This is a genomic window from Acetobacter sp., assembly GCF_052102375.1.
In the GTDB taxonomy this organism is placed as follows: domain Bacteria; phylum Pseudomonadota; class Alphaproteobacteria; order Acetobacterales; family Acetobacteraceae; genus Acetobacter.
Genome location: NZ_JBQDXI010000008.1, coordinates 52,928 through 79,603, shown reverse-complemented (window position 1 = coordinate 79,603; position 26,676 = coordinate 52,928). Strand labels below are relative to the sequence as shown.

23 protein-coding genes and 1 pseudogene are annotated in these 26,676 nt (G+C 54.3%); 13 read left to right on the top strand and 11 right to left on the bottom strand.

The features are described 5' to 3' along the window. Nucleotides 1-15: 15 nt before the first annotated feature. Genes ACTIDN_RS05350 through ACTIDN_RS05340 form a run of 3 tightly spaced genes read left to right on the top strand, consistent with a single transcriptional unit; the run spans nucleotide 16 to nucleotide 4,497 of the window. On the top strand, nucleotides 16-1,644 hold the full coding sequence (locus ACTIDN_RS05350; protein WP_441376249.1) for a lysine--tRNA ligase: 1,629 nt from the start codon (nucleotides 16-18) through the stop codon (nucleotides 1,642-1,644). Nucleotides 1,645-1,660: 16 nt separating this feature from the next. Continuing rightward, complete coding sequence (locus ACTIDN_RS05345; RefSeq protein ID WP_415507320.1) at nucleotides 1,661-3,721, top strand: lysylphosphatidylglycerol synthase domain-containing protein; 2,061 nt, start codon at nucleotides 1,661-1,663, stop codon at nucleotides 3,719-3,721. A 50-nt stretch (nucleotides 3,722-3,771) separates the two neighbouring features. After that, nucleotides 3,772-4,497, top strand: coding sequence for a MarC family protein (locus tag ACTIDN_RS05340; RefSeq protein ID WP_048838244.1), 726 nt, complete (start codon nucleotides 3,772-3,774; stop codon nucleotides 4,495-4,497). Between the two features lie 30 nt (nucleotides 4,498-4,527). Here the strand turns inward: ACTIDN_RS05340 and ACTIDN_RS05335 are convergent, their stop codons facing one another. From ACTIDN_RS05335 to ACTIDN_RS05325, 3 genes are all read right to left on the bottom strand, one after another. Next, nucleotides 4,528-5,349, bottom strand: coding sequence for a 23S rRNA (adenine(2030)-N(6))-methyltransferase RlmJ (locus ACTIDN_RS05335; RefSeq protein WP_441376248.1), 822 nt, complete (start codon nucleotides 5,347-5,349; stop codon nucleotides 4,528-4,530). A 50-nt stretch (nucleotides 5,350-5,399) separates the two neighbouring features. Then, entirely contained in the window at nucleotides 5,400-6,494 is a 1,095-nt protein-coding gene (gene tsaD / locus ACTIDN_RS05330) for a tRNA (adenosine(37)-N6)-threonylcarbamoyltransferase complex transferase subunit TsaD (RefSeq protein ID WP_441376247.1), read from the bottom strand. Between the two features lie 64 nt (nucleotides 6,495-6,558). Further along, on the bottom strand, nucleotides 6,559-6,735 hold the full coding sequence (locus ACTIDN_RS05325; protein ID WP_415507323.1) for a hypothetical protein: 177 nt from the start codon (nucleotides 6,733-6,735) through the stop codon (nucleotides 6,559-6,561). A gap of 42 nt (nucleotides 6,736-6,777) precedes the next feature. Between ACTIDN_RS05325 and hemC the strand changes: the two genes are divergently transcribed. Both hemC and ACTIDN_RS05315 read left to right on the top strand, forming a co-directional pair. Continuing rightward, the gene (gene hemC / locus ACTIDN_RS05320) at nucleotides 6,778-7,851 is read left to right on the top strand and encodes a hydroxymethylbilane synthase (RefSeq protein WP_048838242.1); all 1,074 of its coding nucleotides are present in this window, start codon (nucleotides 6,778-6,780) and stop codon (nucleotides 7,849-7,851) included. An 11-nt stretch (nucleotides 7,852-7,862) separates the two neighbouring features. Further along, a complete protein-coding gene (locus tag ACTIDN_RS05315) occupies nucleotides 7,863-8,639 on the top strand; it encodes a uroporphyrinogen-III synthase (protein WP_441376246.1) in 777 nt (258 codons plus the stop codon). 85 nt (nucleotides 8,640-8,724) lie between these two features. Here the strand turns inward: ACTIDN_RS05315 and secB are convergent, their stop codons facing one another. After that, on the bottom strand, nucleotides 8,725-9,225 hold the full coding sequence (gene secB, locus ACTIDN_RS05310) for a protein-export chaperone SecB (RefSeq protein ID WP_048838241.1): 501 nt from the start codon (nucleotides 9,223-9,225) through the stop codon (nucleotides 8,725-8,727). 188 nt (nucleotides 9,226-9,413) lie between these two features. Further along, nucleotides 9,414-9,932: a histidine phosphatase family protein gene (locus tag ACTIDN_RS05305; RefSeq protein ID WP_441376245.1), complete on the bottom strand. Its 519-nt coding sequence runs from the start codon at nucleotides 9,930-9,932 to the stop codon at nucleotides 9,414-9,416. Nucleotides 9,933-10,108: 176 nt separating this feature from the next. Here ACTIDN_RS05305 and ACTIDN_RS05300 point away from each other — a divergent pair, with 176 nt between their 5' ends. From ACTIDN_RS05300 to ACTIDN_RS05285, 4 genes and pseudogenes are all read left to right on the top strand, one after another. Then, the gene (locus ACTIDN_RS05300; RefSeq protein ID WP_441376244.1) at nucleotides 10,109-10,789 is read left to right on the top strand and encodes a Tim44/TimA family putative adaptor protein; all 681 of its coding nucleotides are present in this window, start codon (nucleotides 10,109-10,111) and stop codon (nucleotides 10,787-10,789) included. Then, the gene (locus ACTIDN_RS05295; protein ID WP_415507327.1) at nucleotides 10,786-11,637 is read left to right on the top strand and encodes a DNA-methyltransferase; all 852 of its coding nucleotides are present in this window, start codon (nucleotides 10,786-10,788) and stop codon (nucleotides 11,635-11,637) included. Before ACTIDN_RS05300 ends, ACTIDN_RS05295 begins: the two co-directional genes overlap by 4 nt. A gap of 125 nt (nucleotides 11,638-11,762) precedes the next feature. Continuing rightward, nucleotides 11,763-13,186: pseudogene (locus tag ACTIDN_RS05290) on the top strand (cytochrome-c peroxidase). 81 nt (nucleotides 13,187-13,267) lie between these two features. Beyond that, nucleotides 13,268-13,879: a Smr/MutS family protein gene (locus ACTIDN_RS05285; protein ID WP_441376243.1), complete on the top strand. Its 612-nt coding sequence runs from the start codon at nucleotides 13,268-13,270 to the stop codon at nucleotides 13,877-13,879. On the opposite strand, the gene ACTIDN_RS05280 is transcribed toward ACTIDN_RS05285, so the two are convergent. Both ACTIDN_RS05280 and hemF read right to left on the bottom strand, forming a co-directional pair. Beyond that, nucleotides 13,844-14,965, bottom strand: coding sequence for a hypothetical protein (locus tag ACTIDN_RS05280; protein ID WP_441376242.1), 1,122 nt, complete (start codon nucleotides 14,963-14,965; stop codon nucleotides 13,844-13,846). The two genes, ACTIDN_RS05285 and ACTIDN_RS05280, sit on opposite strands and share 36 nt — an antisense overlap. A gap of 145 nt (nucleotides 14,966-15,110) precedes the next feature. Further along, entirely contained in the window at nucleotides 15,111-16,025 is a 915-nt protein-coding gene (hemF, locus tag ACTIDN_RS05275; RefSeq protein WP_441376241.1) for an oxygen-dependent coproporphyrinogen oxidase, read from the bottom strand. 270 nt (nucleotides 16,026-16,295) lie between these two features. Here hemF and ACTIDN_RS05270 point away from each other — a divergent pair, with 270 nt between their 5' ends. The 4 genes from ACTIDN_RS05270 to ACTIDN_RS05255 all read left to right on the top strand — a co-directional run bounded on the left by ACTIDN_RS05270 (nucleotide 16,296) and on the right by ACTIDN_RS05255 (nucleotide 20,076). Continuing rightward, nucleotides 16,296-17,483 (top strand): cytochrome b, encoded by a 1,188-nt coding sequence (locus tag ACTIDN_RS05270; protein ID WP_441376240.1) that lies wholly within the window; start codon nucleotides 16,296-16,298, stop codon nucleotides 17,481-17,483. Nucleotides 17,484-17,587: 104 nt separating this feature from the next. Then, nucleotides 17,588-18,301, top strand: coding sequence for a cytochrome c1 (locus ACTIDN_RS05265; RefSeq protein WP_441376278.1), 714 nt, complete (start codon nucleotides 17,588-17,590; stop codon nucleotides 18,299-18,301). Further along, the gene (locus tag ACTIDN_RS05260) at nucleotides 18,288-19,178 is read left to right on the top strand and encodes an S-methyl-5'-thioadenosine phosphorylase (RefSeq protein ID WP_441376239.1); all 891 of its coding nucleotides are present in this window, start codon (nucleotides 18,288-18,290) and stop codon (nucleotides 19,176-19,178) included. Before ACTIDN_RS05265 ends, ACTIDN_RS05260 begins: the two co-directional genes overlap by 14 nt. Before the next feature lie 76 nt (nucleotides 19,179-19,254). Beyond that, nucleotides 19,255-20,076: an SDR family NAD(P)-dependent oxidoreductase gene (locus tag ACTIDN_RS05255; RefSeq protein ID WP_441376238.1), complete on the top strand. Its 822-nt coding sequence runs from the start codon at nucleotides 19,255-19,257 to the stop codon at nucleotides 20,074-20,076. Nucleotides 20,077-20,117: 41 nt separating this feature from the next. Here ACTIDN_RS05255 and ACTIDN_RS05250 read toward each other — a convergent pair whose 3' ends face one another. From ACTIDN_RS05250 to ACTIDN_RS05235, 4 genes are all read right to left on the bottom strand, one after another. Then, nucleotides 20,118-21,797, bottom strand: a complete 1,680-nt coding sequence (locus ACTIDN_RS05250) for an OprO/OprP family phosphate-selective porin (RefSeq protein WP_415507334.1) — start codon at nucleotides 21,795-21,797, stop codon at nucleotides 20,118-20,120. Between the two features lie 289 nt (nucleotides 21,798-22,086). Beyond that, on the bottom strand, nucleotides 22,087-23,436 hold the full coding sequence (locus ACTIDN_RS05245; protein ID WP_441376237.1) for an MFS transporter: 1,350 nt from the start codon (nucleotides 23,434-23,436) through the stop codon (nucleotides 22,087-22,089). Between the two features lie 175 nt (nucleotides 23,437-23,611). Next, nucleotides 23,612-24,589 carry an Lnb N-terminal periplasmic domain-containing protein gene (locus ACTIDN_RS05240; RefSeq protein WP_441376236.1) on the bottom strand — a complete coding sequence of 326 codons (978 nt, stop codon included), beginning with the start codon at nucleotides 24,587-24,589 and terminating at the stop codon, nucleotides 23,612-23,614. Further along, complete coding sequence (locus ACTIDN_RS05235) at nucleotides 24,586-26,388, bottom strand: esterase/lipase family protein (protein ID WP_441376277.1); 1,803 nt, start codon at nucleotides 26,386-26,388, stop codon at nucleotides 24,586-24,588. The genes ACTIDN_RS05240 and ACTIDN_RS05235 overlap by 4 nt, the downstream gene beginning before the upstream one ends. Nucleotides 26,389-26,676 lie beyond the last annotated feature (288 nt).

Genomic DNA, 26,676 nt, shown 5'->3' with positions numbered 1-26,676 from the left:
TCATAGCTTCCGCGCATGTCAGATAGCCGTACAGCACCCGAACCCACCCTTCCGCGCGCCTGGCCTTTTGAGGAGGCGCGCAAATTAGCCACCCATGTTGATGCCCGTACGGCCAAAGCCGGGGCCGATGAGGATGCACGCCCAGCGTTGCTTGAGACAGGTTACGGTCCATCCGGCCTGCCGCATATTGGCACGTTTGGCGAGGTTGCACGGACATCCTGGGTGCGTCAGGCCTATACGGCGCTGACAGGCCGCCCCTCCCGGTTGCTGGCGTTTTCGGATGACATGGACGCTCTGCGCAAAGTGCCAGACAACGTGCCCAACCGGGACATGCTGGAAAAATTTATTGGCCAGCCACTCTCCCGTGTGCCGGACCCATTTGGCACTCACGACTCCTTTGCCGCCCACAACAATGCCCGCCTGTGCAGCTTTCTCGATAGTTTTGGCTTTGATTACGAGTTCGCGTCCTCCACCACATATTATACGGGTGGCCGTTTTGATGCTGCCCTGAAACGTGTGCTGGAAGTGCATGAAGAAGTTGTGGGCGTTATAGCGCCTACGCTTGGGCCGGACCGGCGTGCTACGTACTCACCTGTTTTGCCGCTTCACCCCCGCACGGGTGAGGTCATGCAGGTGAAGATGGATGCCGTGGATGCGGAAGCCGGAACCGTGCGTTGGACAGATCCTGCCACCGGCGAAGTGTTTGAAACACCGGTAACGGGTGGCCATGCCAAAATGCAGTGGAAGGCCGACTGGGCCATGCGCTGGTATGCTCTAGGTGTCGACTACGAAATGTCCGGCAAGGACCTGATTGACAGTGTGCGTCTCTCAGGAAAAATTTGCCGCATTCTGGGCGGAGAGCCGCCTGCTGGTCTGACATATGAACTGTTTCTGGATGAACAGGGCCAAAAAATTTCCAAGTCCAAAGGGAATGGTCTGTCTGTTGAAGAATGGCTCCGCTATGCCCCGCAGGAAAGCCTAGGGCAGTTTATGTTCAACCAGCCGCAGCGGGCTAAACGGCTGTATTTTGATGTCATTCCAAAAACAGCGGATGACTACCTGACCCACTTTGAAAAAGCCAAGCCTCTTCAGGCGGCAGACCCCAAGGGCGCGGATCTGCGGGCTAATCCGGCATGGTTCATCACCAAGGGCGAGATTGCAGAGAACGCAGGCTCACCTATATCCTTTGGTATGCTGTTAAATCTTGCCAGCGTGGCCAATGCGGAAACGCCAGAAGTGCTCTGGGGCTTCATTCGTCGGTACGATGCGGATGTTTCACCTGAAACACACCCCATGCTTGCAGGGTTGGCCCGACACGCCATTGCCTACTATGCAGATTTTGTACGCCCGGCCAAAACATTCCGCTCTCCCAGTGAGAAGGAACGTGCGGCACTGGTTGATCTGGCTGACGCTCTGCGCGGCTATGAAGGAGAGGCTGCTGACGCTTCAACACTTCAGAACCTTGTCTTCGAGATTGGTAAGCGGCACGAGTTTGAGCCACTGAGAAGCTGGTTTGGCTGCTTGTATGAAGTGCTGTTAGGCCAGAAAGAAGGCCCGCGTTTTGGTGGGTTTGTTGCTCTGTATGGGGTGGCAGAGACGGTTGCCCTGATTGAAGCCGCCCTCCTGCGTGACCAGCAGGCCTGAGCGGACCACGGGTTGAATGGTAGATAACACGCCATCTGCTCCGCAGGGAGCCAAGCCTAAGCCACAGGGGTGGAAGCGTTGGCTCAAGCACCTGCCGCATTTGCTTGGCTTGCTGCTGATGGTGGCGGCCATAGCCGTAGTTCAACATGAATTACGGCACCTGCGCCTTGCGGATATCCGTATGGCCATGGAAGCCATACCAGGCTGGAAGCTCGGGCTTGGGGTGGCGTGTACCTTTCTGTCCTACTTTATTCTGTCGTTTTATGACCGCCTTGCCGTTGTGCAGGTTGGTTATGGGCATCTGTCCTTTGGGCGTACGGCCTTTGCGGCTTTTTGCTCCTACGTGCTGTCCCACAATCTTGGGTTTTCGGCAGTTTCCGGTGCTGCTGTGCGGTACAGGCTTTACCGGAACTGGGGGGTCAGTTCTTTCTGTATTGCCCAGATTATAGCGTTTTGCTCTGCCACTTATCTGCTTGGCGCGGCTGTTCTTATTGGCGGCGTGTTGGTGTGGGAGCCTTCGGTTATCCCCATGGCGGGGGCGCATGTGCCAGCCAGCGTGCTTGCGGGAATAGGCATAGCGTTGTGGCTTGCTGTGCTGGCCTATATTGGCCTGACCTTCAAAATGCGGCACCTGACGGTGCGGCAGCATACCATTGACCTGCCATCCCCCCTCATGGCTGTCTTGCAGACAGGTGTTGCTGCGGCAGATGTGGCGGCCACAGCGGCCATTGCGTATGTGCTGCTCCCCTCAGGGGTGCAGATTGATTACGGTTCGTTTCTGGCAATTTATATTGCCTCCTACACAGCCGGGCTTGTGGCAAGCGTACCCGGTGGCCTTGGTGTGTTTGATGGTGCCATGCTGCTGGCGCTCGGCCCTTATATGCCCGCACCGCAGATCATGGGTGTGGTGCTCATTTTCCGCCTGTTTTACTATATTATTCCGCTGTTCATGGCGGGTATCATGTTTGCGGGGCATGAGTTGTTCCTGCGCGGGGATGATGCCCTTGCTGCCAAAAAAGAAAGCCGCATGGCCCAGCCTGCGGCACCGCGACGGGTACGCCCCAGCCAGCTTGTGCGAGATAGCGAAGCGGGATTCTCCGTAGCTGTTGCCACAGGTACGGTCGCGCTGTGTGGCATCATGCTCATCTGTCTGGTGTTGCTGGACCCTGTTGCTAAATATGGGGTGGTGAATACAGCAAACGCGACATGGCTGGGCACCATAGGCACTTATCTGCTTTCAGTTATGGGTGTTGGGCTGATCGGTCTCGCCATTGGTCTTTCGCAGCGTGTTACGCTGGCATGGCGTGCGACGCTGGGCCTGCTGGTTATTGCGGCCATTATTACGTTTGTACGCGGCAACACTGTTCTGGTGCCTGTCGTGCTGGCTCTATCCGCTTTTCTTATAGCACCGTTCCGCTCCTGCTATTACCGGCGCGCTCGCTTGCTGAGTGAGCCGCTCTCAACCTCTACGCTGCTGTGTTTGCTTCTCCTGTTCGGGTGTATTTTTGCACTGGCGTCCCGCCATGGAGCAGGAAGTTGGTGGGAGATGGTGTTCATTCTGCCTGCATCCGGCGCAGCCAGATGGACGGTTGCGTTATCCGTGGCGTTTTTTCTGCTGGTTGTGAGCAGGCTTATGCTGCCAGGCCGAGTACGGGTAAAACCTTGGGATGCAGCCGCACAAACGCACTACCTGACATTGGACCATGCCCTGCCGGATATCGCGTCCATGGCACCGGATGGCTATGTGACAGGTGAGGGCGGCGAGGCAGTGATTCCGGTTTTCCGCCGGGAAGGCTTTCTGGTCGGGCTGGGTGATCCCGCCGGAGCGGAGGATGATAGTGTGTCTGCTATCTGGCGTTTGCGGGATCTTGCTTTGCAGGAAGGCGTTAAACCCGCTTTCTGGAAAGTGGGAACACCTTTTTTGCGAATTTATGATGATATAGGCCTAAACGTCTGGCCGTTGGAAAATAGCAACGGTTTGCAGTTCTGTTATCCGGCAGATGATATTGCACTCGCCTCTCGCTTCGTGGCCTCCTATAAGGGCGCGGATGCAGAGCCACCCCTGTCTGCATCATAAATTCCTTTAAATCAGGCCTCCTGCGTGGGCCTTGAGTGTCGGGTTAGGCTATGTCAGCAGCTCTTACGGTTCCGTTTTTGCAAGGGGGAGCTGTGCCCGCAGCAACAACCGCGTTCCTGCTGGCCTTTCCGGCTTTGTTTTCCATTGTAAACCCGTTTGGGGCATCGCTTATTTTTGCGCAGGCCACCACAGGCCGCTCCCAGCGCGAAATTATGGCGCTCAGCAAGCTGGTCGCCTTTTATTCTTTTATGATCGTGCTGATCTCTATCTGGCTGGGCGGCAAGGTTCTGGTCTTTTTTGGTATTACGGTCAGTGCCCTGCGTGTGGCGGGTGGTCTGGTTGTGGCGGTAAGAGCTTGGAACCTGCTTCAAAGCCCGGAAACCATGGAAGCCAAAAAGGAAAAGCAGGCTTTGCAGGGCGGTAAGACCGTTATGTCCCCCAACTGGTCGGACTCGGCATTTTTCCCGCTTGCAATGCCATTTACCGTGGGGCCGGGTACCATTGCAGTGGCTATTGCGCTGGGGTCAGGCTGCCCGCCGGGGCAGCCTTTTCTTCCCTACGAATTTGGTGTCACGCTGGCGGCGGTTGCTGTCGTGCTGGTGGTGTGGGCTGCCTATTCCTGGTCAGAAAAGCTGGTGTCTCTGCTTGGGGTCACAGGCACGCGGATTGTAAGCCGTATGGCTGCCCTTGTTCTGCTGTGCATTGGCGTACAAATTCTGGCAGCGGGGGTGCAGGGCTTCGCTGTCCAGATCTGGTTGGCCATGAAGGCTGTTTGATGGTTCTCCCGCCATCAGCGGGAGAGGTGTTTATTCCGGGCTGATCTGCGTCACGCTATAATCGTGCGCTCCAAGCACAGTTTTTAATCGGGCCAGTTGCGCTTCGGCTTGGTCTGCAAAACCGAATGGCGGCTTGATAACCAGCAGGCCTGACCCATTGAGGCGGTCAGGGTCGGTTGGGGGCGTTATAAGTAGTTCTGCTGTCAGCATGTCGCGCACCCCGGCGTCCTGAAGCGCGGTGAGAAACGTACGTACCGGCGTTCTATGCTTGATGGGGTACCAGATTGCGATAACTCCGGTTGGAAAACGGGTACGAATGGTTTGCACGGCTTCCACAAGGCGTTTGAATTCGTCTGTCTGTTCAAATGGCGGATCAATCAGCACAAGGCCACGTTTTGCGTCTTTAGGGGGCAGGAGAGCGCGGAGCGCTTCGTAGCCATCACGCTCATGCACAAAAACGTTGGGTGTGCGGGTAAACAGCCCATAAAGAACACGTTTATCTTCAGGGTGCTTCTCACAGCATATCAGTTGGTCCTGCGGGCGGAGCATGAAAGAGGCCAGCATGGGAGAACCGGGGTAGCGGTGGGGCAGGCCTGCTTTTTTAACCAGATCCAGCCATGGTGCCAGAGGGCTTTCGGGGCCTTCCTGTTCCAACAGGCCAATACCGCTCCGCCATTCCTGCGTTTTCTCGGCTTCTGTTCCTTCCAGATCATAACGACCAACACCCGCGTGGGTATCCAGCACCACAAAGGGGGAGGGCTTGCGTAAAAAGCTGCTCAGAAGGGAGACTAGCAGGGCGTGTTTCATGCAATCAGCAAAGTTACCTGCATGGTAGGCGTGGCGGTAATTCAAGTGAGAGGCCTCGTTATGGTTAGGAAAAGGGGATGTATCAGAGAGGAGTGTTAAAGGGGGGCTGCAAAGCGCTGCGCCATCTCCTCAAGCGGCCAACGCGGACGTGGGCGTGTGGTACTGTCATCTGGCTGAGGCAAGCCGCGTCTGGCGGCTTCCTGACAGGTTTCCAGCGCGGCCCAGCCGATCATGACGGCGTTGTCCGTGCAGAGCTTTAAGGGAGGAGCTGCAAACCGTATGCCATGCTGTTCTGCTACAGCTTCTAGCCGTGCACGGAGTACGGAGTTTGCGGCAACACCGCCAGCACAGACCAACAGGCCTGCATTGGGCATCATGCGTAAGGCATGGGTGATACGGTCTGCTACAACATCGGCCACAGCCTGTTGGAACGATGCCGCCAGATCAGCTGCAAACTGTCTTGGTAAAGGGCTTTGCCCAAAGGGTGCCAGCTTTTGAGACAGAGCGGTTTTCAGGCCTGAAAAAGAAAAGTCACATCCCTCCCGGCCCAACAGAGGGCGAGGGAGGGGAATCGTCTTCGGGTTGCCCTCCTGCGCCAGTTTTTCCAGCGCAGGGCCACCCGGCCAACCAAGGCCCAGCATTTTGGCGACCTTGTCAAAGGCCTCGCCTGCCGCATCATCAATGGTTCCGCCAAGCTTGCGGTACTGGCCGACCCCTTCCACAGCAATACACTGGCAATGCCCGCCAGATACCAGCAGCAACAGGTACGGGAAAGGGGCTCCGCCCGGCACCAGACCCGGAATGCGCGCTGTCAGAGCATGTGCCTCTACGTGGTTAACCGCCACAAAGGGTTTGCCAAGCGCTAGCGCCAGACCTTTCCCAAAGCCGCTGCCAACAATCAGTCCACCTATAAGGCCGGGCCCGGTGGCGGATGCAACAAACCCGATATCGTTGGCTGTCAAGCGCGCGTCTGCAAGGGTGGCCTGCACGAGTCCCGGCAATAATGCCAAATGGGCACGGGCGGCAATTTCTGGCACCACCCCTCCAAAATCTGCATGGCCGTCCTGAGAGACGACACGTTGAGCCAAGCAGGTGCCATCGGAGGAGAGAATCGCACAGGCGGTTTCATCACAGGATGACTCTATGGCCAGAACGGGGCCGGGCAGAACGGAGAGAGGCGTGGACGACATAGAGCGAATACCTGTGGTTGAAGCGCGTTTTTCTGCGGTTTGTAAGGGTTTAATGGGTGGCATATCAAGCCGGAGGGAAATCTGAAAATGGGAGAATGGCGTGGTATTGCGTCAAGCGCTCTCCCGCACTTTGTAAATCTGCCGTATAAGACCCTGCCGAAGTGTTGCGGGTACGAAATGGCGCGCAGCGGGGCGGCGTGGCCACCGGGGGCGCAAAGTTTTCAGACCTGCCGGGCATCATGGCTGCTTGTCCTTTCATCATTCCCGGTAATAGACACACCTTATGGACTCAGCCTACCCTTCCTCACCCGCCATCTCTCCTGCGCTGCAAAAAATTGCGGCAGAGGCGGCGGCCCGCCAGAAAAAGACAGCCGGGCATTCTACCCGCCGTCATCTGCCCCTTCGTGTCGGAACGCGCGGTTCTCCGCTTGCGTTGGTTCAGACACGCGCCTTCCTGACGATGCTGACGCGCTTTTGCCCGGTTTTGCGCGATATGGGGGCATTTCAGGAGCACCAGATCAATACTACCGGTGATCAGGTGCAGGATAGACGTCTGGCAGATATTGGCGGGAAGGGACTGTTCGCCAAGGAAATTCATGAGGCTCTGGCTGACGGCCGGATAGATTTTGCCGTCCACAGCCTAAAAGACCTTGAGACCGATCTACCGCCCGGCCTTGTGCTTGCCTGCACCCTGAAGCGTGAAGATGCACGGGATGCCCTGATATTGGGACCCGATTTGGCCATGACTGACCCGGATGACCCCTATTCAGCGTTGCCACATGGTGCCGTTGTCGGGTGTTCGTCTGTGCGCCGTCAGGCTCAGATGCTGCACGTGCGGCCTGATCTGCAATTTGGCCTTTTGCGTGGGAACGTTCAAACCCGAATCGATAAACTGGCTGGGCGGCAGTGTGATGCAACATTGCTGGCATTGGCAGGGCTCAAGCGGCTAGGCATGGCAGAGCGGGCGGATATTGTGCTCGACCCTACGCTTATGGTGCCAGCAGCAGGGCAGGGGATTGTGGGCGTTACTGTCCGTGAGGACGATGTGGAACTGCGCGAGCTGCTCTCCGCCATTGAAGATTATGAAGCCCGCGCCGTGGCAACAGCAGAACGCGCACTTCTGGCGGAACTGGATGGCTCCTGCAGAACGCCAATTGGTGGGTATGCCCAGCTTATTCCTGTTGTTGCAGGGGAAGAGCCGGAGCTTCATCTGACCGGGCTTGTTGCGCGTGAGGATGGGTCTTTCCTGCTGAAGCGTGCCATTAGTGGTGCACCTGCGGATGCACATCGCCTTGGTCATGAACTTGGCAAAAGCCTGCGTACGGATAGTCCTGCCGATATTTTTGAAGGCGACTGAAGACGGGCAAAATGGAGGGCTCACTGGCTGATCAGCACCAGAGCGGCGGTCACAGTCACCAGCAACAGGACGTTCTGCCACATGCCACCGGCGTGTTGGTGACACGCCCGGAACCGGGCTTGTCAGAAACAGTCGCTGAGCTTCTTGATGCGGGGTGGCAGCCTTTTGCCTCTCCGGCTCTGGTGGTCAGGCCATACTCGTTATCTGAAGTGCCAACAGGGCTACGTGCTGTTGTCCTGACCAGTGGGCAGGCCGTGCCGTGTGCCAGCACCAGTGTGGACCATTCTGTGCCGGTTTTTGCCGTGGGGGACCGTACAGCCCGCCGAGCCCATGCCGCAGGATTTAGGGCAGTTTATAGCGCCCAAGGCGATGCCTCTGCGTTGGCTGACCTGCTGGCGCAGCAGTGTCGGCCCGAGCAGGGGGCATTATTGTTGCTGTCTGGTTCCGGTCAGGGCCAGTCTTTTGCGCATCATTTGCGTACAAAAGGTTTCACAGTATTCAGGCGCGTTGCCTACGCTGCCCAACCTGTCAAAAAAATAAGCCCGACTATCCAACAGGCTCTACGAGAGGGCAGAATTGGGTATAGCCTGTTTTTCTCTGCTGAAAGTGCCAAAGGCTGGTTAAGTGCATTGCCACGGGCAATGTGGCCTGCTGCCGCCAGTACAGTGGGGGTTGTGATGTCTGACGCAGCCAAAGAGGTTCTCTGCAAGGCGGGCTGGCATACCGTGCTGGTCGCACCGGAACCAAATGCCGCATCCCTGTTGTCTCTACTGAGGCCTTCTTCATAAAAAAACGCCCCTCTGGCTTGTGCCAGATGGGCCGTTTAAAAACCGCGAGCAGGGTGAACAAAGCACCCTGTTCAGGTTTATGAAATCAAGCGTTGCCAGCCGTCTGCGGAAATTCAGCGCGTTTAGCCTGCCACAGAGCCACAAAGTCAATCGGCTGCAATACGATGGGCGGGAAGCCACCATCGCGTGTCACATCACTGATGATGTTACGTGCATAAGGGAAAATCAGACGCGGGACTTCAACCAGCAGCATCGGTTCAATCAGTTCCTGCGGCGGGTTGGTCAGTGTCACCACTGCACCGTAAGCCAGCTCAGCAATAAACACGGTCCGGCCAGGTGTGCCACCTTCTGTTTCAGGGGCTTCTTTAGCTTCTGCCTTGATAGCCAGTGTCACTTCATACACGGACTGATCATCCTGCAAGCGGCTGGCCTGCACATCAATATTGACAGAGATTGTCGGCTGAGAGCGCAGGGTTGCAAAAATTTCTGCCCCACCTGGTACTTCAAAAGACAGATCCCGTGTGTATTGCAGGTTTACAGCAAGCGGAAGAGCTGGCGGCAGGGTGGACTGGTCAGTTTCGGACATGGAAAAAACAGCTTTCTTGTCAGGTCGTACTGAAAATTTAGGCGGCACGTTATTTTATGCTCTGGCCTCCTGCATACAGCAAGGCTTGAGCGTGCCGCAATACAGGACACGTCCGGTGTGGATCCGCAAGGGGGCCGCGTTAAAAAAAGTTTGCTTTTTGAGGAGGCTGCACGAACCAAAATAAATGTTTACAAGTCGTAACGGAGCCAGTCACCATTCTCCAAGCTATCGCCACAGAGGCCCAGTAAAAACCACCAGTGGGAGACCACAAGGGTTTGGTCCGCATCGGGTTGTGTCGCCATGAACTGCCGGAAAAGCTGAACGCGTTTTTGCATATGCTGGTCACTTTCCGGCTGCGGGGACCACCAAGTGCCGTCTAGTCCAGCAAAATCAAGGTGAGGCCAATCACAGGCAAGCGTGCTGGGCTCTGTACCAATATCACAGGAATAAAGGCCCCGCTCCCGCAGAAGGGGTGAGATTTCCGGCGTGATATTCAGGGCACGTGCCAGAGGGGTGGCGGTTTGCAACGCACGTGTAAAAGGGGAGACCAGAATACGCGTTATGGGCAGATGCCCAAGAGCATAAACCAGTTGGTCCGCATGGGTTTTTCCTGCGGCAGACAGACCGGGGTCTGCCAGATTAGGGTCCCGGCCGGTCTGATTATAGAGCCGGTTGAATTCGCTCTCGCAGTGTCGCAAAATGATCATGGTTTAGCAGATAGGAAAAAGAAGGGCTTTTCCGCAAGGCTATTGCTGTTAATAGGCCTGCCAAAAGGGGTCCGGTCATTGTATCGGGCGGGTGGCTTCTCTATGTGTTAAGGGAAGCCCAGTTCCTGAGTGTTCTCTGCCTGCGGGCGGGCGCATAAACAATGGACGTGTGAACTATGGATTTTTCTTTCGGCCACTTCCCGGTCGATCTTATTCTCTTTGCTCTGGTGGCCGCCTTTCTGGTGCTGCGTTTACGCAGTGTTCTGGGGCGCCGTGTTGGCATTCAGCCGCTCCCTATGCCTGTGCCCGCAAAAGCTGCCGGGATGGGAAAGGGCAGTGATGCCAAAATCGAAGCAGCAGAGCAGAATGTTGATTTCAATATTCCAGCACCCGGCACGCGTGTCGGGCAGTTGCTCCTGCAAGTGCGTGAAAATGATGCCAGCTTTACGCCGCAGCAGTTTTTGACCGGAGCACAGAGTGTTTTTGCTCAGGTTGTCAAAGCCTATGCAGAGGGTGACCTTGTCACGCTGAAGGCACGCCTGACCCCTGCTGTGTACGACTCCTTTGAAGCGGCCATTGCAGCCCGCAATGCCGCGGGAGAAACGCAGCGCACGGATATTAAGGCGATTCGGTCGTTAAGCATTGAAGATGTTCACCTCACACCTTTGGCTGTGGGCGTGGGTGCCACCATTGAGGTGCGGATTGTCTCTGACCAGATCAGTCTGGTGCTGAATGCTGAAAACCAGCCCGTTACTGGCATGGATGCGGTTACTGAGTTTTCCGACCTCTGGATTTTTGAACGCCTGCTGGGCGCATCTGGCAGCATCTGGCGTCTGGCATCGGCGCGTAGTGCGTGACATCTGCCGGCGTTTCAAAAGCCTCTGTTCTACCAAAGCAGTCCCGACGGTATAAAGTCGGGCAGCAACATCTGGTACGGGGCGACTGCCTGCGCGTTTTGCAGCGTATGCCTGCTGAGACGATAGATGTTATTGTTACGTCTCCGCCTTACAACATCGGTCTTTCTTACCGCACTTATGCAGACCGGCGTGAGGAAGAGGATTATCTGGACTGGATGATGGAGGTAGCCGCAAGCCTGCGGCGCGTCCTGCGGCCAGACGGTTCCTTTTTCCTGAATATTTCCGGCTCGTCCGCCCAGCCGTGGTTGCCGTTTGAACTCGTTGTTCGGATGCGGGAACTGTTTGTGCTGCAAAATCACATTACATGGGTCAAATCCATTTCTGTGGGTGAGGAGAGCTTTGGGCACTTCAAACCCATGAACAGCCAGCGTTACTTGCACCGTGGGCATGAGCACCTTCTCCATTTCACGCTGGAAGGTGATGTGCTGCTGGATCGGCTGAACGCAGGTGTGCCGTATCAGGACAAATCAAATATCGCCCGGCGAGGGCATAGGCAGGACCGGCGCTGCCGGGGGGATACCTGGTTTATACCCTACGAAACTGTGCGCGGGCGTTCTGAAAAATTCGATCATCCGGGCACGTTTCCAGTTGCTCTGCCTGAACAGTGCATCCGGCTGCATGGCAGGAAAAAAGCTAAGGTTCTGGACCCGTTTATGGGCACAGGCACGACCTTGCTGGCGGCGCAGCGCATGGGCTGCTCCGGGGTTGGTATTGATATTGATGAGGACTATGTGGCCATAGCGCGCAGGCGTCTTGTAGAGGATTGGTTGGATAAAACCGATCAGTAATCGATTTTATTAATGGTTTTAACGAAAATAATCTATTTGACAGTTTGACGTGTATCAAACACAACCCAGACCAGAGCGAATAAAAGCTTACAAGAGCTTTTCAATAATGACTGGGAGTGTGTGTAGTGCGTAGAGTTATAGCCTCTTTAATAGGGGCAGGTGTTCTGGCTTATGGTGGAACAGTTGCGTTTTTGACGCATTTTGATCACAGCACAGCACAGCACCTCAACTACCTGCCACATCTCCTACAAAACAGGACCCAGTAGCGCTGGCGGCCTATAATGTGTTGGCTGAAGCACGGTGTGACTACTGTCATGCTGTTGGCCGTGACCTGCCATTTTACTTCAAGCTCCCGCTGGCAAACCAGTTGATGGAAAAAGACCTGCACGAAGGTTTGCGCCATTTCCGGGTTGAGCCGGTACTGGCTGCGTTTGATCAGGGTAAGCCGCCTACGGAAGAACAACTGTCCCGTATTGAGGAAGTTATTACCCAAAACCGTATGCCGCCCACCATGTATCTGCTCATGCACTGGCATGCGCATCTGTCTGATGGTGAGCGCCAGTCCGTACTGCATTGGGTTGAGGAAACACGGCGTAAATATTACGCGAATACAGGGGCTGCCGAAAAATTTGCAGCGGAACCTGTGCGTCCAGTACCAGCAAGCGTGCCGGTGGATGCCGCCAAAGTTGCGCTGGGTCGCCAATTGTTTTTTGATAAAACCCTGTCAGGCGATGGTGCACTCAATTGCGCCAGCTGTCACGACCTGAACCACGGCGGCGTTGACCATCTGGTTACGGCTACAGGCATTGGGGGGCAGAAAGGCCCGATCAACGTGCCCACCGTGTATGATGCCTACTTTAAAATGGCACAGTTCTGGAACGGTCGCGCGGATGATCTGGCAGCACAGGCCGCCGGCCCTGTGATGAACCCTGTTGAAATGGGGTCACATGACTGGGCAGCCGTTGCAGAGAAATTGCAAGCCAACCCAGAATATACACCCTTGTTCCAGGCTGCTTTTGGGCCAAATGCCAGCGTGGACCAGAACACCATTACAACGGCAATTGCGGAGTTTGAAAAAACGCTGCTGACACCCGACAGCCCGTTTGATGACTACCTGAAAGGCAATGCCTCTGCCATTAGTGACCAGGCCAAGCGTGGTTATGAGCAGTTCAAGAGCATCGGCTGCTCTGGCTGCCATAGCGGTATTGCTCTGGGTGGCGGTGCGTATGAAGCGATGGGTCTTGAGGCAGACTACTTCAAGGACCGGGGTGGCAAGCTGACACCAGCAGACACAGGCCGCTATGACGTGACCCACAAAGATGAAGACCGTGAGCGCTTTGTTGTGCCTACCCTGCGTAACATTGACCAGACCGGCCCGTATTTCCATGATGGTAGTGTCGCCACGTTGGAAGATGCTGTACGGAAAATGGCGCGTTACCAGACGCCAGATCATGCAATTTCTGATCAGGACGTAAACGATATTGTGGCGTTCCTGAAAACGCTGACAGGCAAATATCAGGGTCGCTCTCTGGCAGACATGGCCAAGTAAGTTTTTATTGAGCCTTGAAACTAAGCCCATTCGTAGGTGTATAACCAGCGGGTGGGCTTTTTTTTATGGGGATACAGGCAGGTGGTCAGGCGGCGTCAGCTACGGGAAGAAGAAAAGGCGCTTTGGCACCACGTCATGCGTGATGTGGCCCCGCTGCATGACCAGATAAGTGAGGCGACTGCGCCACCCACCCCAGTGGAAGACCCCGTTGGCACGCTCGCTGCGGTACCACGCAAACTCAAGGCTACACGCGTAGCAGCCCGCAAGGCGCGTGCCTTGCCGGAAGTGGATATGGGGCTTTTTATACCCCCTAAACCTATGGTTGAGATAAACCATAAACCTCACCCGACCGATGCTATCGGGAAGCGGTATCCGGGTGTCGATAACTATAGTTGGCGTACGTTTTCTGATGGCGGCATGCGGGTGCAACGCCGTCTGGACCTGCACGGTATGGTGGCCCAGGATGCGTTTCGCAGGTTGATGGAATTTATGGATGTCGCCCACATGCGGGGCCTGCGATGCGTGGAAATTGTGACCGGCCTTGGCACAGGGGCAGAAGGTGGCATCCTGCGGCGGGAGTTGCCACACTGGTTGGGGCGACCGGAAATACGCAACCGCGTTTTAGGGTTAACTTACCCCCATGCAGGGAATAAGGGGTCAGTTCGGGTTTTGCTGCGGCGCAGGCGAGCTTGAGCGGCGCGCAAGGGTATCCCGCCATTTTGGTATGTTGAGAGAAAGCCAACGGCGCAAGGCCAGCAGAACGCTGACATCTGGCGTCATCAAATTATAGGCTGCCGCACACGCGTTTCCTGTGAACATGACCTCGTTTTCGTCCCGCGCGTGGGAGCGCAAGTCTTGCTGGCTGGCCACAGCCTGACAGGCATGGCGCCATAGTGCGACCTGAGCGGGGGTAGAAAGGTTAGGCAACATAACGCCTGCCTTCATCGCACAAGCGGCCGTGGTGGCACTCCACACATCATATTCCAGACTGGAGGGGAGGCGCCTGCGTTCCTGCATATAAATGGAGGTAAAGTCCGGTGGCAGGCCTCGGTGCTGGAAAACATCCTTGGGTAGAGCATTGGCAAAAAGAGGCTCAAACCCATCTTCCTGAAGGGAAGCCATGACACCAGCATAATCGGCATCAAACGGAAGCTGAATGACTTCCACCGTGCCTGCTCTCAGTGCGTCTATTGCAGCGGAGGGGGTACCAAAACCCGGAATGGGCAAAGGGCGTAAGGCCAGAATATCCAAGGCCAGCAGGGTAGGGAGTTCAGCTCCTGCGTAGGTTGAAACGGCCACACGTAACGGTTGGCCTTTGATAATGCTGGATAGGGAGCGGTGTAGGCTAGCCCGCCCGACTGCAACCATGGGTTGATGGCTTATGAAGGTGGGAATCCAGCGTTGATAATCGTAATGAACGCGGCTGTCCCCACACATAGCGGCCAGTACGGCGCGACCGGGGACAATAAGGCCTGCTGGCGGTACGGCCTGTTCTTGCTGAATATCAAACAGGTTGGCCCCTGTTACGCCATCCCATCCCGTAGTGGTTGTCAGGGTAAAGGGGGGCACATGCAAGGCCTCTGCCAAGGCTGGTGCCAGAATGTCTGCCCAGCGGCCGCATTGGCTGTCAGCAACCCCGGCTACAATAAGGCGTCCACTTTCGTCTGTAAGGTCCTGATGAGCCTGTGCCGTTTTGCCCACGACTGCGCATACACCTGCCACAGCGCCTCCCAAAACCTTGCGGCGGGAAAAGAGGGTCGGTCGGTTGTTCTGGTTCATAGGCTCTCGGCGCGGCACAGTGTGGCCCTTCTCAAAGGTCTTTTCAGGTCTGTCCTTCAAAAGCCAGCCCATGTGTCAGCCACAAAAGGGCACACGGGCCAGCAAGACAAAATAGGTCTCGTTCACGGCAAAATCACGGCCAGAATTATGGCCATTTTACTTCGGGCGGCATGCTCATCAGAATTGCTTCTGTATGGCCACCGGTCTTCAGCCCGAACAGTGTGCCACGATCATGCAAAAGGTTAAACTCCACATAACGGCCACGGCGGATAAGTTGTGCATCGCGCTGCTCCGCACTCCACGGTTCCATCATGCGGCGGCGTATAATGTTCGGGTAGGTTTCCAGAAAGGCAAGGCCCACATCCTTTGTGAAGGCAAAGTCCTGAGCAATGTTGCCACTGTCCAACCGGTCATAGAAGATACCGCCAAGACCACGCGGCTCATTGCGATGGGGAAGATAGAAATACTTGTCACACCATGCTTTGAAGCGCGGGTAATATTCCGGGTTGTGGCGCGCGCAGGCCTGTTCAAATCCGGCATGGAATGCGGCGGCATCGTCAATAGCTTCGGCTGATTCAGGAAACATGGGGGTAATGTCTCCCCCACCACCAAACCAGCCCTGCGTGGTAATGATCATGCGGGTGTTGAAATGGGCAGCAGGCACAAGCGGGCTGCACATATGCGCAACAAGACTGATGCCGGTTGCAAAAAAACGGGGATCTTCTGACGCGCCGGGAATAGTGGCAGCAAAGGCGGGGCTGAAGGTGCCTTCAACGGTGGAGACGTTGACGCCCACTTTTTCAAACACGCGCCCGCGCATCAGGCTCATGACACCGCCGCCACCGGCTGTTCCATCGTCGTTCTCACGGTCCCAGCTTTTGCGTTCGAAACGGCTTGGTTGCTCATGACCTGCCAGAACCGGGCTGCCTTGCTGTGCGGCTTCCTGTTCAATCTGCTCAAAAGCGGCACAAATTTTGTCCCGGAGGGATTCAAACCAACTGCGGGCTTCAGTTTTCAGGGCAACGTGGTCGGGAACGGAGTGAACTTTGGTAGGGATCATGCCGGGGTTCTCTGTTCTGGGGTACAGGCAAGGCCGGTACTCATTCTGCCTTCAAGGGGTGCTTTTTGTGAGCAATGCGTGCACTATTTGCTTGTTCATCGCGGGCTGGGCAGATTTTGTAAAGGCGTGTTGACACAAAGAATGGCAAGGGCGGTAGCCGTATGCATGGCCGGGCTGCATGTGGGACGGCACAGACATGCTATACAGGACATCTGCGGGGAAGCGCCCAACACCCCCACAGAGACAAGGCCAGTGAGAGTGAGAAAGCGGATGTCTGATACGGTGCTAGAGCAACAGCAGGCCAAGGTGCCGCAGCAGGCAGATGTAGGAAGCGCAGCGCGGCTTGCTACCCACATGGCGCATTTTCCGCTGCCGAGAGATCTTACCTTTCTGTGGACAGTAGGGGCCATGCTGGTTGCTGTTCTGGCGCTCATGGTTGCCAGCGGTCTCAGCCTTGCTCTGTCCTACACGCCGGATGCCACACTGGCATTCAGTTCTGTCGAAGCCTTGGAACGGAGAGCCCCTTCTGGTTGGCTCTTACGTAGTTTGCATATGACAGGTGCCAGCTTTTTTATGCTCGCCCTGTATTTTCATCTTTTGCGGGGGCTGATCTATCGGTCCTATGCGCCACCGCGCCGGGGTGTATGGGGCGTTGGTGTCACGGTGCTGGTCATGGTGATGGTGACAGCTTTTGCGGGCTACGTGCTACCATGGGGGCAGATGTCTTACTGGGGTGCCGATGTGGCAGGGAAGGCCGTTGGCGCCGTGCCTTTTGTCGGGCCCACTCTGGAGGCTATGTTTCTGGGAGGGGACGCTCCGGGCACGCCAACACTACACCGCATGTTTGTGCTCCATTTTACCATGGCCTTCACTCTTGTTGGGGCTGTGGTGCTGCATGTTGCTGTTTTGCATGGCCGTGGGAGCGGCAGTCCTTCAGGCGTAAGCGGGCAAAATCCAAAACGCATGCTGTCGTTTCATCCTTATTTTACGGTGAAGGACACTTTGGGTGTTGTGCTTATGGCACTCGCTTTTACACTGGTTATGTGTTTCTGGCCGGGTTTGGTCAGTGAAGCGGAAAATTATCGTCCGGCAAACCCGCTTCATACTCCGGCGGATATTGAGCCAGCATGGTATTTTTTGCCGTTTTACGGCATGTTGCAGGTTGTGCCATCCAAGTTTGGCGGGCTTGTCGTATCAGCCGGGGCTGTACTGGTTCTGTTTCTGGTGCCGCGGCTTGACCCGAAACCCCATGCAGCCACATCCCCGTGGTGGGTAAGCCGTTTTGTGGCCGGGGCAGCTTTGAGCGTGCTGGTGCTGTCTTTTATTCTGGTCGGCCTTGCAGGGCGTCATCACGTGGCGGGTGTCTGGCTTACGGTGGGGCGTCTCGCGACCCTAGGGTTCTATGCCTATTTTTTCGGGTTCTTGCCGTGGCACGCACGGCGTGAGGCGCAGCTATGACCCGGTTTATAAAGGCTGACATCATGACGTGTCTGCAAGATCTCACGCAGACTGTTTTCCGCTTTGTTGGGTGTGGAATATTAGCCTGTGCTCCCGTGCTGGGTATGGCGCAATCGTTGGCACCGGAGAGTGCGCCAGCACAGCACTGGTCATTTAATGGCCCTCTCGGGCATTTTGATCTTGCAGCAGTCCAACGAGGGTATGCCGTCTTTGCTGGTGTGTGTGCAGCCTGCCATAGTGTGGGGGCAGTACATTTTTCAGACCTTGCAGGGGCAGGCCTCTCTTCGGAACAGATCATGGCGCTGGCTGCAACATGGAAGGTTCCCGCAGGTCCGGGCGGGCAAGGGCAAAGTACCCAGCGGAAAGGGCGACCCGAGGATGCATTTCCCGTCCCCTATGCTTCGCCAGATGTAGCGCGGGCGGCCAATAATGGAGCTGTACCGCCAGATCTCTCCCGTGTGGCGTTAGTCTACCCCGGTGGGCCAAACCGCATACTGGCGCTCCTGACAGGGTATGGAGCAACGGACACTCATGGCAGGCAAGGCATACATGCTGCCGGGTTTTATAACCCTTATGCCATAGGGCACAGGACCGCTATGCCCCCGCCGTTACGTGATAATGCTGTGGTGTATGCGGATGGCACACCTGCCACAGTCGCGCAGGAAGCACGAGACGTTACGACGTTTCTGGCATGGGTTTCTTCCCCCCATGTAGACAGCAAACGCCGCTTGGGTGTTGGCGTGGCGCTCTATCTGTGTTTTCTCGCCATTCTACTTGTGATCCTGAAGCGGAGAATCTGGTCCCATGTCGCAAAATGAAAGTATTGAACCTGTTATCGGCTTGATAGGCGGATCAGGCCTGTATGATATTGATGGACTGGAAGACAAGGAATGGCGGCATGTTGACACCCCTTGGGGTGCCCCTTCCGACCAGTTGCTGTTTGGGCGTCTGGACGGGGTGCGTTGTGTATTCCTGCCACGGCATGGGCGCGGGCACCCTATTCCTCCTTCCCGGCTGAACTACAAAGCCAATATTGCAGCCCTCAAAATTTCCGGCGTGACAGACATTGTGTCCCTCTCCGCTGTGGGGTCTTTGAAGGAAGAACTGCCACCCGGCCATTTCGTGATTATTGACCAATTTATTGACCGCACGATCTGGCGTGACAAAAGCTTTTTTGACACTGGGTGTGTGGCTCATATTTCCATGGCAGACCCGCTGTGCTCCCGCATTGGGGATGTGCTGGAAGCCCAGACAAAGGCGCTGGGGCTTAAGGCAACGCGTGGCGGCACGTATCTGGTGATGGAAGGCCCGCAATTCTCAACCCGCGCGGAAAGCGAGTTGTATCGCTCATGGGGATGCTCGGTTATTGGCATGACCAACATGCCCGAAGCCTCTTTGGCACGGGAAGCCGAGATTTGTTACGCAACCGTTGCCATGGTGACAGACTATGACTGCTGGCACGAAGAGCATGACAACGTTACCGTAGAAGGCGTGGTAAAAACCATGCAGGCCAACTCCGCCAACGCCAAAGCTCTGGTCAAAGCTGTTATTCCCGTGTTGGGCCAAAAGCGTGGCCTGTGTGAGGCTGGATGTGACCGTGCCCTTGAGCACGCCATTATCACTGCGCCAGAAGCACGTGACCCTGCTTTGATTGCTAAACTGCAAACCGTGGCAGGGCGGGTGTTGGGCGCTTAATACACGCCTGACCCTTGCACAGAGAGAAAAAGGTGTGTTTGCTAGGGGCACTTAGAATGGTGGTTTTATTCTCCTTATGCCTTTTTCTCATTTAACCTCTCATCCAGTTCGCCCCGTCGTGTTGCTGACCGGTGCAGCAGGCGGCATAGGGGAGAAGCTGATCCACCGGCTTGTGGCGGCGGGGCTTCATGTTCTGGCGTTCAGCCGGAGGGGTGACACGCCGCCACAACAGCATGTCACGCCGGTAGCGTGTGACCTGTCTAAACCTGCAGAAATTCAAAACACAATGGAAGGCCTGCGCAAAGCATCTGTGCCTTTGTATGCAGTTGTACATTGTGCCGGTGTCATAACCCCCCAGCGTATGGGAACGTGCGATACGCTGGGCGTTTCCGCACAGCTCGCCGTCAATCTTGAAGCCCCCATACTTCTGACCATGCTGGCATTGCCGCTCGTGCCCAAGGGGGGCAGGATTGTCTTTGTTAATTCCATGGCTGCTCTGGTGCCGCTTGAAGGCAGTAGCATTTATACGGCCAGCAAGTTTGGTTTGCGTGGGTTCGCGCTGTCACTCGCACAGGACCTACAACCGCGTGGTATTGCTGTGTCGTCCGTATTCCCAGGCGCTGTGGATACGCCCATGCTTCGGAGAGAAATTGATAATGGCGGGTCAGTTCTGAATTTTCTGACACAGCCATCTACTCCTGATGATATTGCCGCTATTGTTGAGCGCTTGCTCAAGCGGCCAAAGTCAGAAATTTTTTGCCCCAGTTCAGATGGTATCCTCGCACAAATGATGCTGATGATGCCGCGCGTATGGCGCATGATTTTGCCTGTTCTGTTAAAAAAAGGCCTTAAGGGCAAAAAGAAATACCTAGCGGGGCAGAATAAGACAGGAGTGTAGAAACTGTTCGCCTCAAATGTTTCTACATTCCTGCACGCATATCAAAACGTAACAGCAGACCTTAGCCCTACGATATTGCCACTATTGGCACCCAGATAATTGCCGGTTTTGTTCGTAACCTGTGCATGGGTGTAGTTAAGCATAAGGCGAGCAAAGCTGAGCAGATACCAGTTTACACCAATGGTAGCCGTCCAGGCTCGTCCACCCGTTGGAATATGTGTGGCATCAATCCAATCCCACCGTGCAGCAACCTCCCAACCACCCCATCCACCATCTGTGAGTGGGTTGAGAATACGGGGCGTGGCCCACTGCCCGGTATGGGCAAAGTAATTTGGTGTTTCTCCGGTCAGGAAAATACCGGCCTGTGCGCTGAAGGCTTCTTCCGTGCCTGCGGCTCCGCGGAATGGCGTATTGGATGGAAGACCAACGGCCGTATCGCGCATCTGGATATGCCTTACACCAAACTCACTTAATGCCCAGGCAGACCGCCAGATGCCAAAAGCTTCCAGCCCGCCAGCCATTGAGTTTGCAATAGGCATAACTGGCCCGAACTGAAGATTAAAAGCATCATCCGTACGGGCAAGTAGGCGTATTTTTTGTGAAAAACTGCTGCTTGGTTTTACGTCTTCGTAAAATCCCCAAGCGCCCAAGTGTACGAGGCCATGCTTATTGCGCCATGGAATGTAATGGGAGCGCAGCATGTAGGTCAGGTCATCGCGCACATTGTTGGTCAGGTTTGCAGTGTTGACATCGTTTCCTGTGATCTGTGCTGCAACGTGCCAGTTATCACCAAAAATTTTGAAGGCGCCCCCAATGCCGTACCAACCTTTAACAGGCAGTATGGCATTGGCCACAATATCGCGGTCCAGAAAAACGGTCTGGTCCGAACCGGTTGAGCCGTCAAAACCGCGTTCATTAAATTTGTTACCAAGAGAATATTCTACCAGATGCCCACCCATTTTGTCGCTCCAGGTCATGAAAGCACTCATGACAGAAAGCTGGTTATCAGCGTAGTCACCTTCCAGAACCCAGGATAGTTGATGTACGTTGCCCTCAAAGCCTAAACGGGCCGCTCGCATGACCGTACGGGAGACGTTGTGCTGAGGAAAGCGGCTGCCAAAGCCTGAGCCATAGTCAACAAGAATACGACCTCGTGGCCTGAATGAGTAGGCATTATCAGGCGTGGTAATCTGGGGGAGGCCCTTGCCCCATTTCAGAACAAGTCCGCCTATTGTCGTGCTGTGACTGGATGACGGAATTTGCGATGCAACCCCCATAACAGGTGCAGACCCGGACGGCATGTTGGATACGGCTGCGAATGAGCCGGGAGCAGCGGGAAGTAGAGGGTATGCAGCACTATTAATTGCGAACTGGGGTGATGGTGTATCTCCGGAAAATTTGACCGGTTCTACCGGGCCTGACTTCAGAGTGTGCTGAACAGGTTGCGTTCGGGCCACAGAGGGTGGTTTGACCGTGTTTTGTGCTGTGATTGTGGAATGGATTGTATGTTTCTCAACTTTAGCCAACCGGGACTGAAGTTCGTGAATTTGCTGCGATTGCGCTTTGACAAGGCGTATCAGCTCTTGCACTGCCGGATCGGATGTTGACGCAAGAGCAGTCGCACTGTGCAGTAAAAACCCTAGAGTGCTCAAGGGCACTATAAGTATGGCCGACCGCACTACGTTGGTTTGAGCTACACCAGAAAAACACCGAAGAGTCATGATTGCAACTTATTATCTTTATTGTTTGAGCAATTATGCTGGTGCCAAAACAGTACAAGTACAGTGAGAACACCCAGATAGCCGGTGGTGCCGGTTAGGCATATAAGCCATGCGTAAGGCTGCTCGTCAATTAAAGCAACGGTGCGTAGTTATTTTTACTTTCAAACTGTGGCACAAAAAGCATTATAAAAAGGCGGTAGAAAAAAACTGAACCAGAAATACCTAAAAAGGCTGCCTGCGTTTTTACGCAATGCAGCCGTTTTGTTTGTTCTTTAATAGCGATGGTGTGTTAATTAATTTTTGCTTGATCATAGGGACGGGCTATCAGGCTTGCACTCAGGCCAAAAACTGCCGCAACAGCAAGCCACGCGCCGGGAATGGCATTATTCCCGGTTGTATGGATCAACCATGTGCAGAGTGTGGGGGTGAAGCCCCCAACACAGGTTGCCAAACTATAGGCAAGCGCAAAACCTGTTGTGCGGATACGTGGCGGTACAATTTCAGTCAGGTAAACCACCGCAGCACCATTATAGAGGCTGTAAATTATAGCCAACCACAATTCTACCACGAGCAGGCGCAGGAAAGAGGGTTCGGTTACCAGCCACAGCATGGCGGGATAGGCGGTTAAAATTGCCAATACTGTTGCTGAAACAAGCAGTTTTTTGCGGCCAACTTTATCTGAGAGTGCGCCAAAAACAGGAATGAGCAGAAAGTTGCACATCCCCACGCATAACGTAACAACAAGGCTGCTTATTTTTGAAAGATGAAGAACAGAACTGCCGAATGACGGCGTATAGGCGGTAATGACATAAAAGGATGTTGTGGTCATGATAACCATGCACAGCCCAGTGGAAATAATCCGCCATTCTTTACAAACAGTTTGAAGAATTTCCCGGAACTTTGGCGGGGTGTGCTGCTTTTCAAAAGCTTCTGTTTCTTGCAGGTTGCGGCGCAGAAAAAACAGAACTGGCACAATAAGACAGCCAATCAGCAAAGGAATACGCCACCCCCAGGCGACCATTTGCTCGGGAGACAGCATAGACGCCATAAAAACGCCAAGTGCCGCGGCGCCCATCACAGCGACCTGTTGTGAGGCTGACTGGAAGGAGACGATAAACCCCTTGTTATGAGGTTTAGCAATTTCTGCCAGATACACAGAGGTTGAACCGAGCTCCACCCCTGCGGAAAAACCCTGTAGCAACCTACCGGCAAGGACCATAAGCGGTGCCAGAATGCCTATCGTTGCGTAGCTGGGTGTCAGGGTAAGAGCCAGCGTGCCGAGCGCCATGAGAGAGAGGGTTAGAATTAACCCTTTGCGGCGACCAATACGGTCTACATATGCGCCAAGGATTAAAGCCCCAAGGGGACGCATGAGGAAACCGGCGCCAAAGGTAGCAAAAGACAGCAAGAGTTCTGCATAAGGATCTGATGATGGGAAAAATGCATGCCCAATGGCAGAGGCGTAGTAGCCAAATACCATAAAGTCATACATTTCCAGCATATTACCGCTGGCAACCTGCATGGCTGCTTTCATACGCTGGCCCGTTGTCTGCGGAGAGCCAGTTGGTGCATGTGTCTCTACATTTTCTCTCAACGCGCTAACCTCGGGGCTGATAGTATTTCTGCTGCTGTTTATCATGGCGTATTATTCTTACTTCTTTTTGCATGAAGCTTTTACTGCACGACACTGTACGAACAGCAACGTCTTCCACCCTTATCATGGTATGTAACCCGGCATAGAGAGCAGATGGTCAAAATGAAGTGAGATCAATGCGTTTGTTAAATAAAAGGAAGCCAAATAGGCTCTTTTGGGTTTATGGAATGGTTTTGGTGCGAATATCTTTAGAAAAACTATTTCCCGGCACGGCATTTGCAGGGCGGTAAAGACGACTTGCCTGCTTGAGAGCCGGGAAGCTCAGGCCATGTGTCTGGAGCAACCCAAGATCATAAGCAAGAGAAGCCGTGTAACCACTCAGCAGAACCCGCCAGTCTAGCCGGTAACGCCATTTGGCTTGCGCACGGGTAAGAATGCCCGTGGTGCAGTTGTCTGTAAGCGTATTGTACCATGCTGGCTGAAGAGTCAGACGATGGATTTCTGCCAGATAGCTCAGGAGCAACCGCTCACGAGCCTGAGGAGACAAAGTAAGGGTGTAGAGGTAAACACGCTCTTTACGAATATCGGTTCGGACACCAATCAAATCCCGCTCATCAGCAGCGACATAAAATGTCTCATAATGGTGGAAAAAACCGGCAATGGCAGAATAGGCAAACGTTTTTTGTCTGCGCGTTTCTATGGAAAGGGCTAAATGCCTACCATCTTTGAAGCCAAAGCTCAGAAAGACATGCGCGATCGTTTCTCCAGCCCAATAGGATGTGACTAAATCTAGTGAACTGAGATCATCCAGATTATAATCTGCATCATAATAATGGGGCGTGTAATCTTCGGTGGTACGGTAGGTAAAATTTCTGACGTGCTCGATATGCGCCACGCGTCCATTGAGTGTTGCGTTGGCGGGTAGAGCATATTCGCCTGCCCAATCGCGGTCATTGCGTGGTGGATCTGTTAAATACCAACCCCAGAAAATAATAAATATCGTTGCAAGAGATGCTGGAGCAAGGATGTAACGACGTCCTAAAAATGCAGCTAAAATACTTGTTGGACATAAAACAGTAAGTGAAATGCGTAGGGCCGCTGGCTCCACTGTAGAATAAAATAGGGCGGCCGTGGCAAAAGCTGTCATGAGGACAAGAAAAAACCAACCGATGCCATGCAGGAGACGTTTCATACTCATTGTGCAGCCTCTGCCTGTTGTGTGTGTTCAGGCTGCTGGTACAGGCCGCCCATCGTGCTGATATCCTGCTTTGTTAAGGTTTCTGTGGTGGAGTTGTTCTGTAAATTTTCAAGTAAAATACGACGAACTTCTGCAATGGTGATTGGATTTGACTGCGTTGAGTGACCGGAATGTGGCACCACAAGTTCAGACTTAACATACGGCACATGTGCGCTTTTATAAGTCACAACGCCATCATCAGCTTTTTCAAGGTTCTGGCCGGCGCCCGTAACAGGAATAATGGAGTGGGCTGTAATGTCGGGCGTGACCGGAATGGGAGATAAGGAGCGAATAAAGGCACTGCGGGGTGACATGCCGTACACGCTACCAACTCGCCATGGGCGCATGTTTAACCGGCGTAGTGCGGGGTCACTGGCAAGCACGGCCCGAGTTGCTTCTGTCACTGTCAGGGGGAAGGACACCATGCGTCCCACCATGTGTGCAAGAGAAAAGCCAGCCAGATAACTGCCGCGCTGCGGGGTGGAGATAAATACAACGCTTTTAATCTGCGGTAGCGGTGAGGGGAAAAGAGTTTCATGAAGAAATTGTTTGTATTTATCAGATATTTTTAGAGAATTTAAAGGCTTTGGCACCATGCTGTTCCATAATTTGTCTTCGGCTTGGATAGCTAAAAGTTTTATGAGTAATCCCCCCTGACTATGACCAATCAGGGTCATCTCTCCCAAGGCGGGGTCTGCTTGTGTGCCGCCAAGCTGTTGGATGGTATGCAAAAGGGACTGCCGTAACTGTAGTGCAGAGTAGGGAATAGGGTTTCCTGTTGCATAAGAAAAAAACCAGAATTCGTAATTTTGTCGAATAATCGGGTCTTCCATCAAGTCATTGACCATACTGGCCCAGCGTGCCGCACTGGAGGCTGTGCCGTGTACGAGAATAACCGGTCTGTGCCCATATTGGTGGGGTTCAATGGCAAAAAGCTGCGCTGCGTTTGTTTGATCAAATAAACGGCCATCCAGAAAGCCTTTATATTCTAAAGACCAGTCCATGGTTTCGTCCAGACTGACAGCCCGCGCAGCTGTCTGATCATATTGCAGCGGGTTCGGTGCGTTGGGTGGCTTTGCCTCGTCCATAGCTGTTAGCGCAAGATGACCCTGAAGCGTATTTGAGAGAATTTGCGTGCGTGGAGAAGGCAGGAGCACTTGTAGATTGAGGGGTACCCGGAGCTTGTCTGAAATTGTGAAGGAGTGGTCTTCCGCATTGCTTAGACGGGGCAGGCCACCCACGGGTTCGCCCAGACCTGCTTGAGAATAGATATTTTCAATTCCTGTAATAGATAAACGCGCCAAGGGGCGTAAATCAGTCAGGTTATGCCCGTGCCACTGGTAAGAGCTAGGAACGCCGTCTAGGTTTAACGTACCAAAAGGCAGCGTCCAATGTTGTGACGAAACATGAACAGGAGAGCCTAAAGCCTCTGTCAGGCTTAGCATGTAAATGTCGCACGCTTGCCGGAAGTGTTGGCTGAAGGGGCTAGGGCGCTCATTAGCCGGAGCTTGCGGGTTAAGGTAAGCATAGGCGTAAAGCGCCGCCGCCATAAAGTAAGCTTTGTCGTGCGTTTTGCGGGCGTACAGATAACTAAGCTCGGACAATGTAAAAAGCTGATCTGCCAGATTTTGTGCGTAAAACTGGCGCTGTGTCATACTACGCAGACGGTTTATGGCGTCCGGCGGGCTCTGCCGCCATGTGCCCAGTAGATTTTGCCGCCGTAGCTTTGTCTGGCTGGTTGTGCTCAGCGTATTGCTCATCAATGCACTCTGGTTGCGTGCCTTGTAAGCCTGCGTAAGGGAGCGCTCCGTTACCGTGATAGGCGCTGCACATCCAGACAGAAAAACCAAAATGCCTGAACAAAGAAAGATTTTGCGTGGGAAGAGAGATTTTGGGGGCACAGGCACAATCAATAGCATTATGGTTTCTGGCTGGACGTTGATGTGTCTTTAGACGCGCTTGAAAAAGACACCCACTTAGCCTTTTAGGAGGATTGAGTTTAGCATGCTCTAACGCAGAATGAAATAATTGACACATGTGACAATATT

What these genes read in the sequence shown, in the direction of transcription:
- ACTIDN_RS05350 (WP_441376249.1), top strand. Translation starts at nt 16, where the DNA reads ATGTCAGATAGCCGTACAGCACCCGAACCCACCCTTCCGCGCGCCTGG.
- ACTIDN_RS05345 (WP_415507320.1), top strand. Translation starts at nt 1,661, where the DNA reads ATGGTAGATAACACGCCATCTGCTCCGCAGGGAGCCAAGCCTAAGCCA.
- ACTIDN_RS05340 (WP_048838244.1), top strand. Translation starts at nt 3,772, where the DNA reads ATGTCAGCAGCTCTTACGGTTCCGTTTTTGCAAGGGGGAGCTGTGCCC.
- tsaD (WP_441376247.1), bottom strand. Translation starts at nt 6,494, where the DNA reads ATGTCGTCCACGCCTCTCTCCGTTCTGCCCGGCCCCGTTCTGGCCATA.
- ACTIDN_RS05325 (WP_415507323.1), bottom strand. Translation starts at nt 6,735, where the DNA reads ATGATGCCCGGCAGGTCTGAAAACTTTGCGCCCCCGGTGGCCACGCCG.
- hemC (WP_048838242.1), top strand. Translation starts at nt 6,778, where the DNA reads ATGGACTCAGCCTACCCTTCCTCACCCGCCATCTCTCCTGCGCTGCAA.
- ACTIDN_RS05315 (WP_441376246.1), top strand. Translation starts at nt 7,863, where the DNA reads ATGGAGGGCTCACTGGCTGATCAGCACCAGAGCGGCGGTCACAGTCAC.
- secB (WP_048838241.1), bottom strand. Translation starts at nt 9,225, where the DNA reads ATGTCCGAAACTGACCAGTCCACCCTGCCGCCAGCTCTTCCGCTTGCT.
- ACTIDN_RS05305 (WP_441376245.1), bottom strand. Translation starts at nt 9,932, where the DNA reads ATGATCATTTTGCGACACTGCGAGAGCGAATTCAACCGGCTCTATAAT.
- ACTIDN_RS05300 (WP_441376244.1), top strand. Translation starts at nt 10,109, where the DNA reads ATGGATTTTTCTTTCGGCCACTTCCCGGTCGATCTTATTCTCTTTGCT.
- ACTIDN_RS05280 (WP_441376242.1), bottom strand. Translation starts at nt 14,965, where the DNA reads ATGAACCAGAACAACCGACCGACCCTCTTTTCCCGCCGCAAGGTTTTG.
- hemF (WP_441376241.1), bottom strand. Translation starts at nt 16,025, where the DNA reads ATGATCCCTACCAAAGTTCACTCCGTTCCCGACCACGTTGCCCTGAAA.
- ACTIDN_RS05270 (WP_441376240.1), top strand. Translation starts at nt 16,296, where the DNA reads ATGTCTGATACGGTGCTAGAGCAACAGCAGGCCAAGGTGCCGCAGCAG.
- ACTIDN_RS05265 (WP_441376278.1), top strand. Translation starts at nt 17,588, where the DNA reads ATGGCGCAATCGTTGGCACCGGAGAGTGCGCCAGCACAGCACTGGTCA.
- ACTIDN_RS05260 (WP_441376239.1), top strand. Translation starts at nt 18,288, where the DNA reads ATGTCGCAAAATGAAAGTATTGAACCTGTTATCGGCTTGATAGGCGGA.
- ACTIDN_RS05255 (WP_441376238.1), top strand. Translation starts at nt 19,255, where the DNA reads ATGCCTTTTTCTCATTTAACCTCTCATCCAGTTCGCCCCGTCGTGTTG.
- ACTIDN_RS05250 (WP_415507334.1), bottom strand. Translation starts at nt 21,797, where the DNA reads ATGACTCTTCGGTGTTTTTCTGGTGTAGCTCAAACCAACGTAGTGCGG.
- ACTIDN_RS05245 (WP_441376237.1), bottom strand. Translation starts at nt 23,436, where the DNA reads ATGATAAACAGCAGCAGAAATACTATCAGCCCCGAGGTTAGCGCGTTG.
- ACTIDN_RS05240 (WP_441376236.1), bottom strand. Translation starts at nt 24,589, where the DNA reads ATGAGTATGAAACGTCTCCTGCATGGCATCGGTTGGTTTTTTCTTGTC.
- ACTIDN_RS05235 (WP_441376277.1), bottom strand. Translation starts at nt 26,388, where the DNA reads ATGAGCAATACGCTGAGCACAACCAGCCAGACAAAGCTACGGCGGCAA.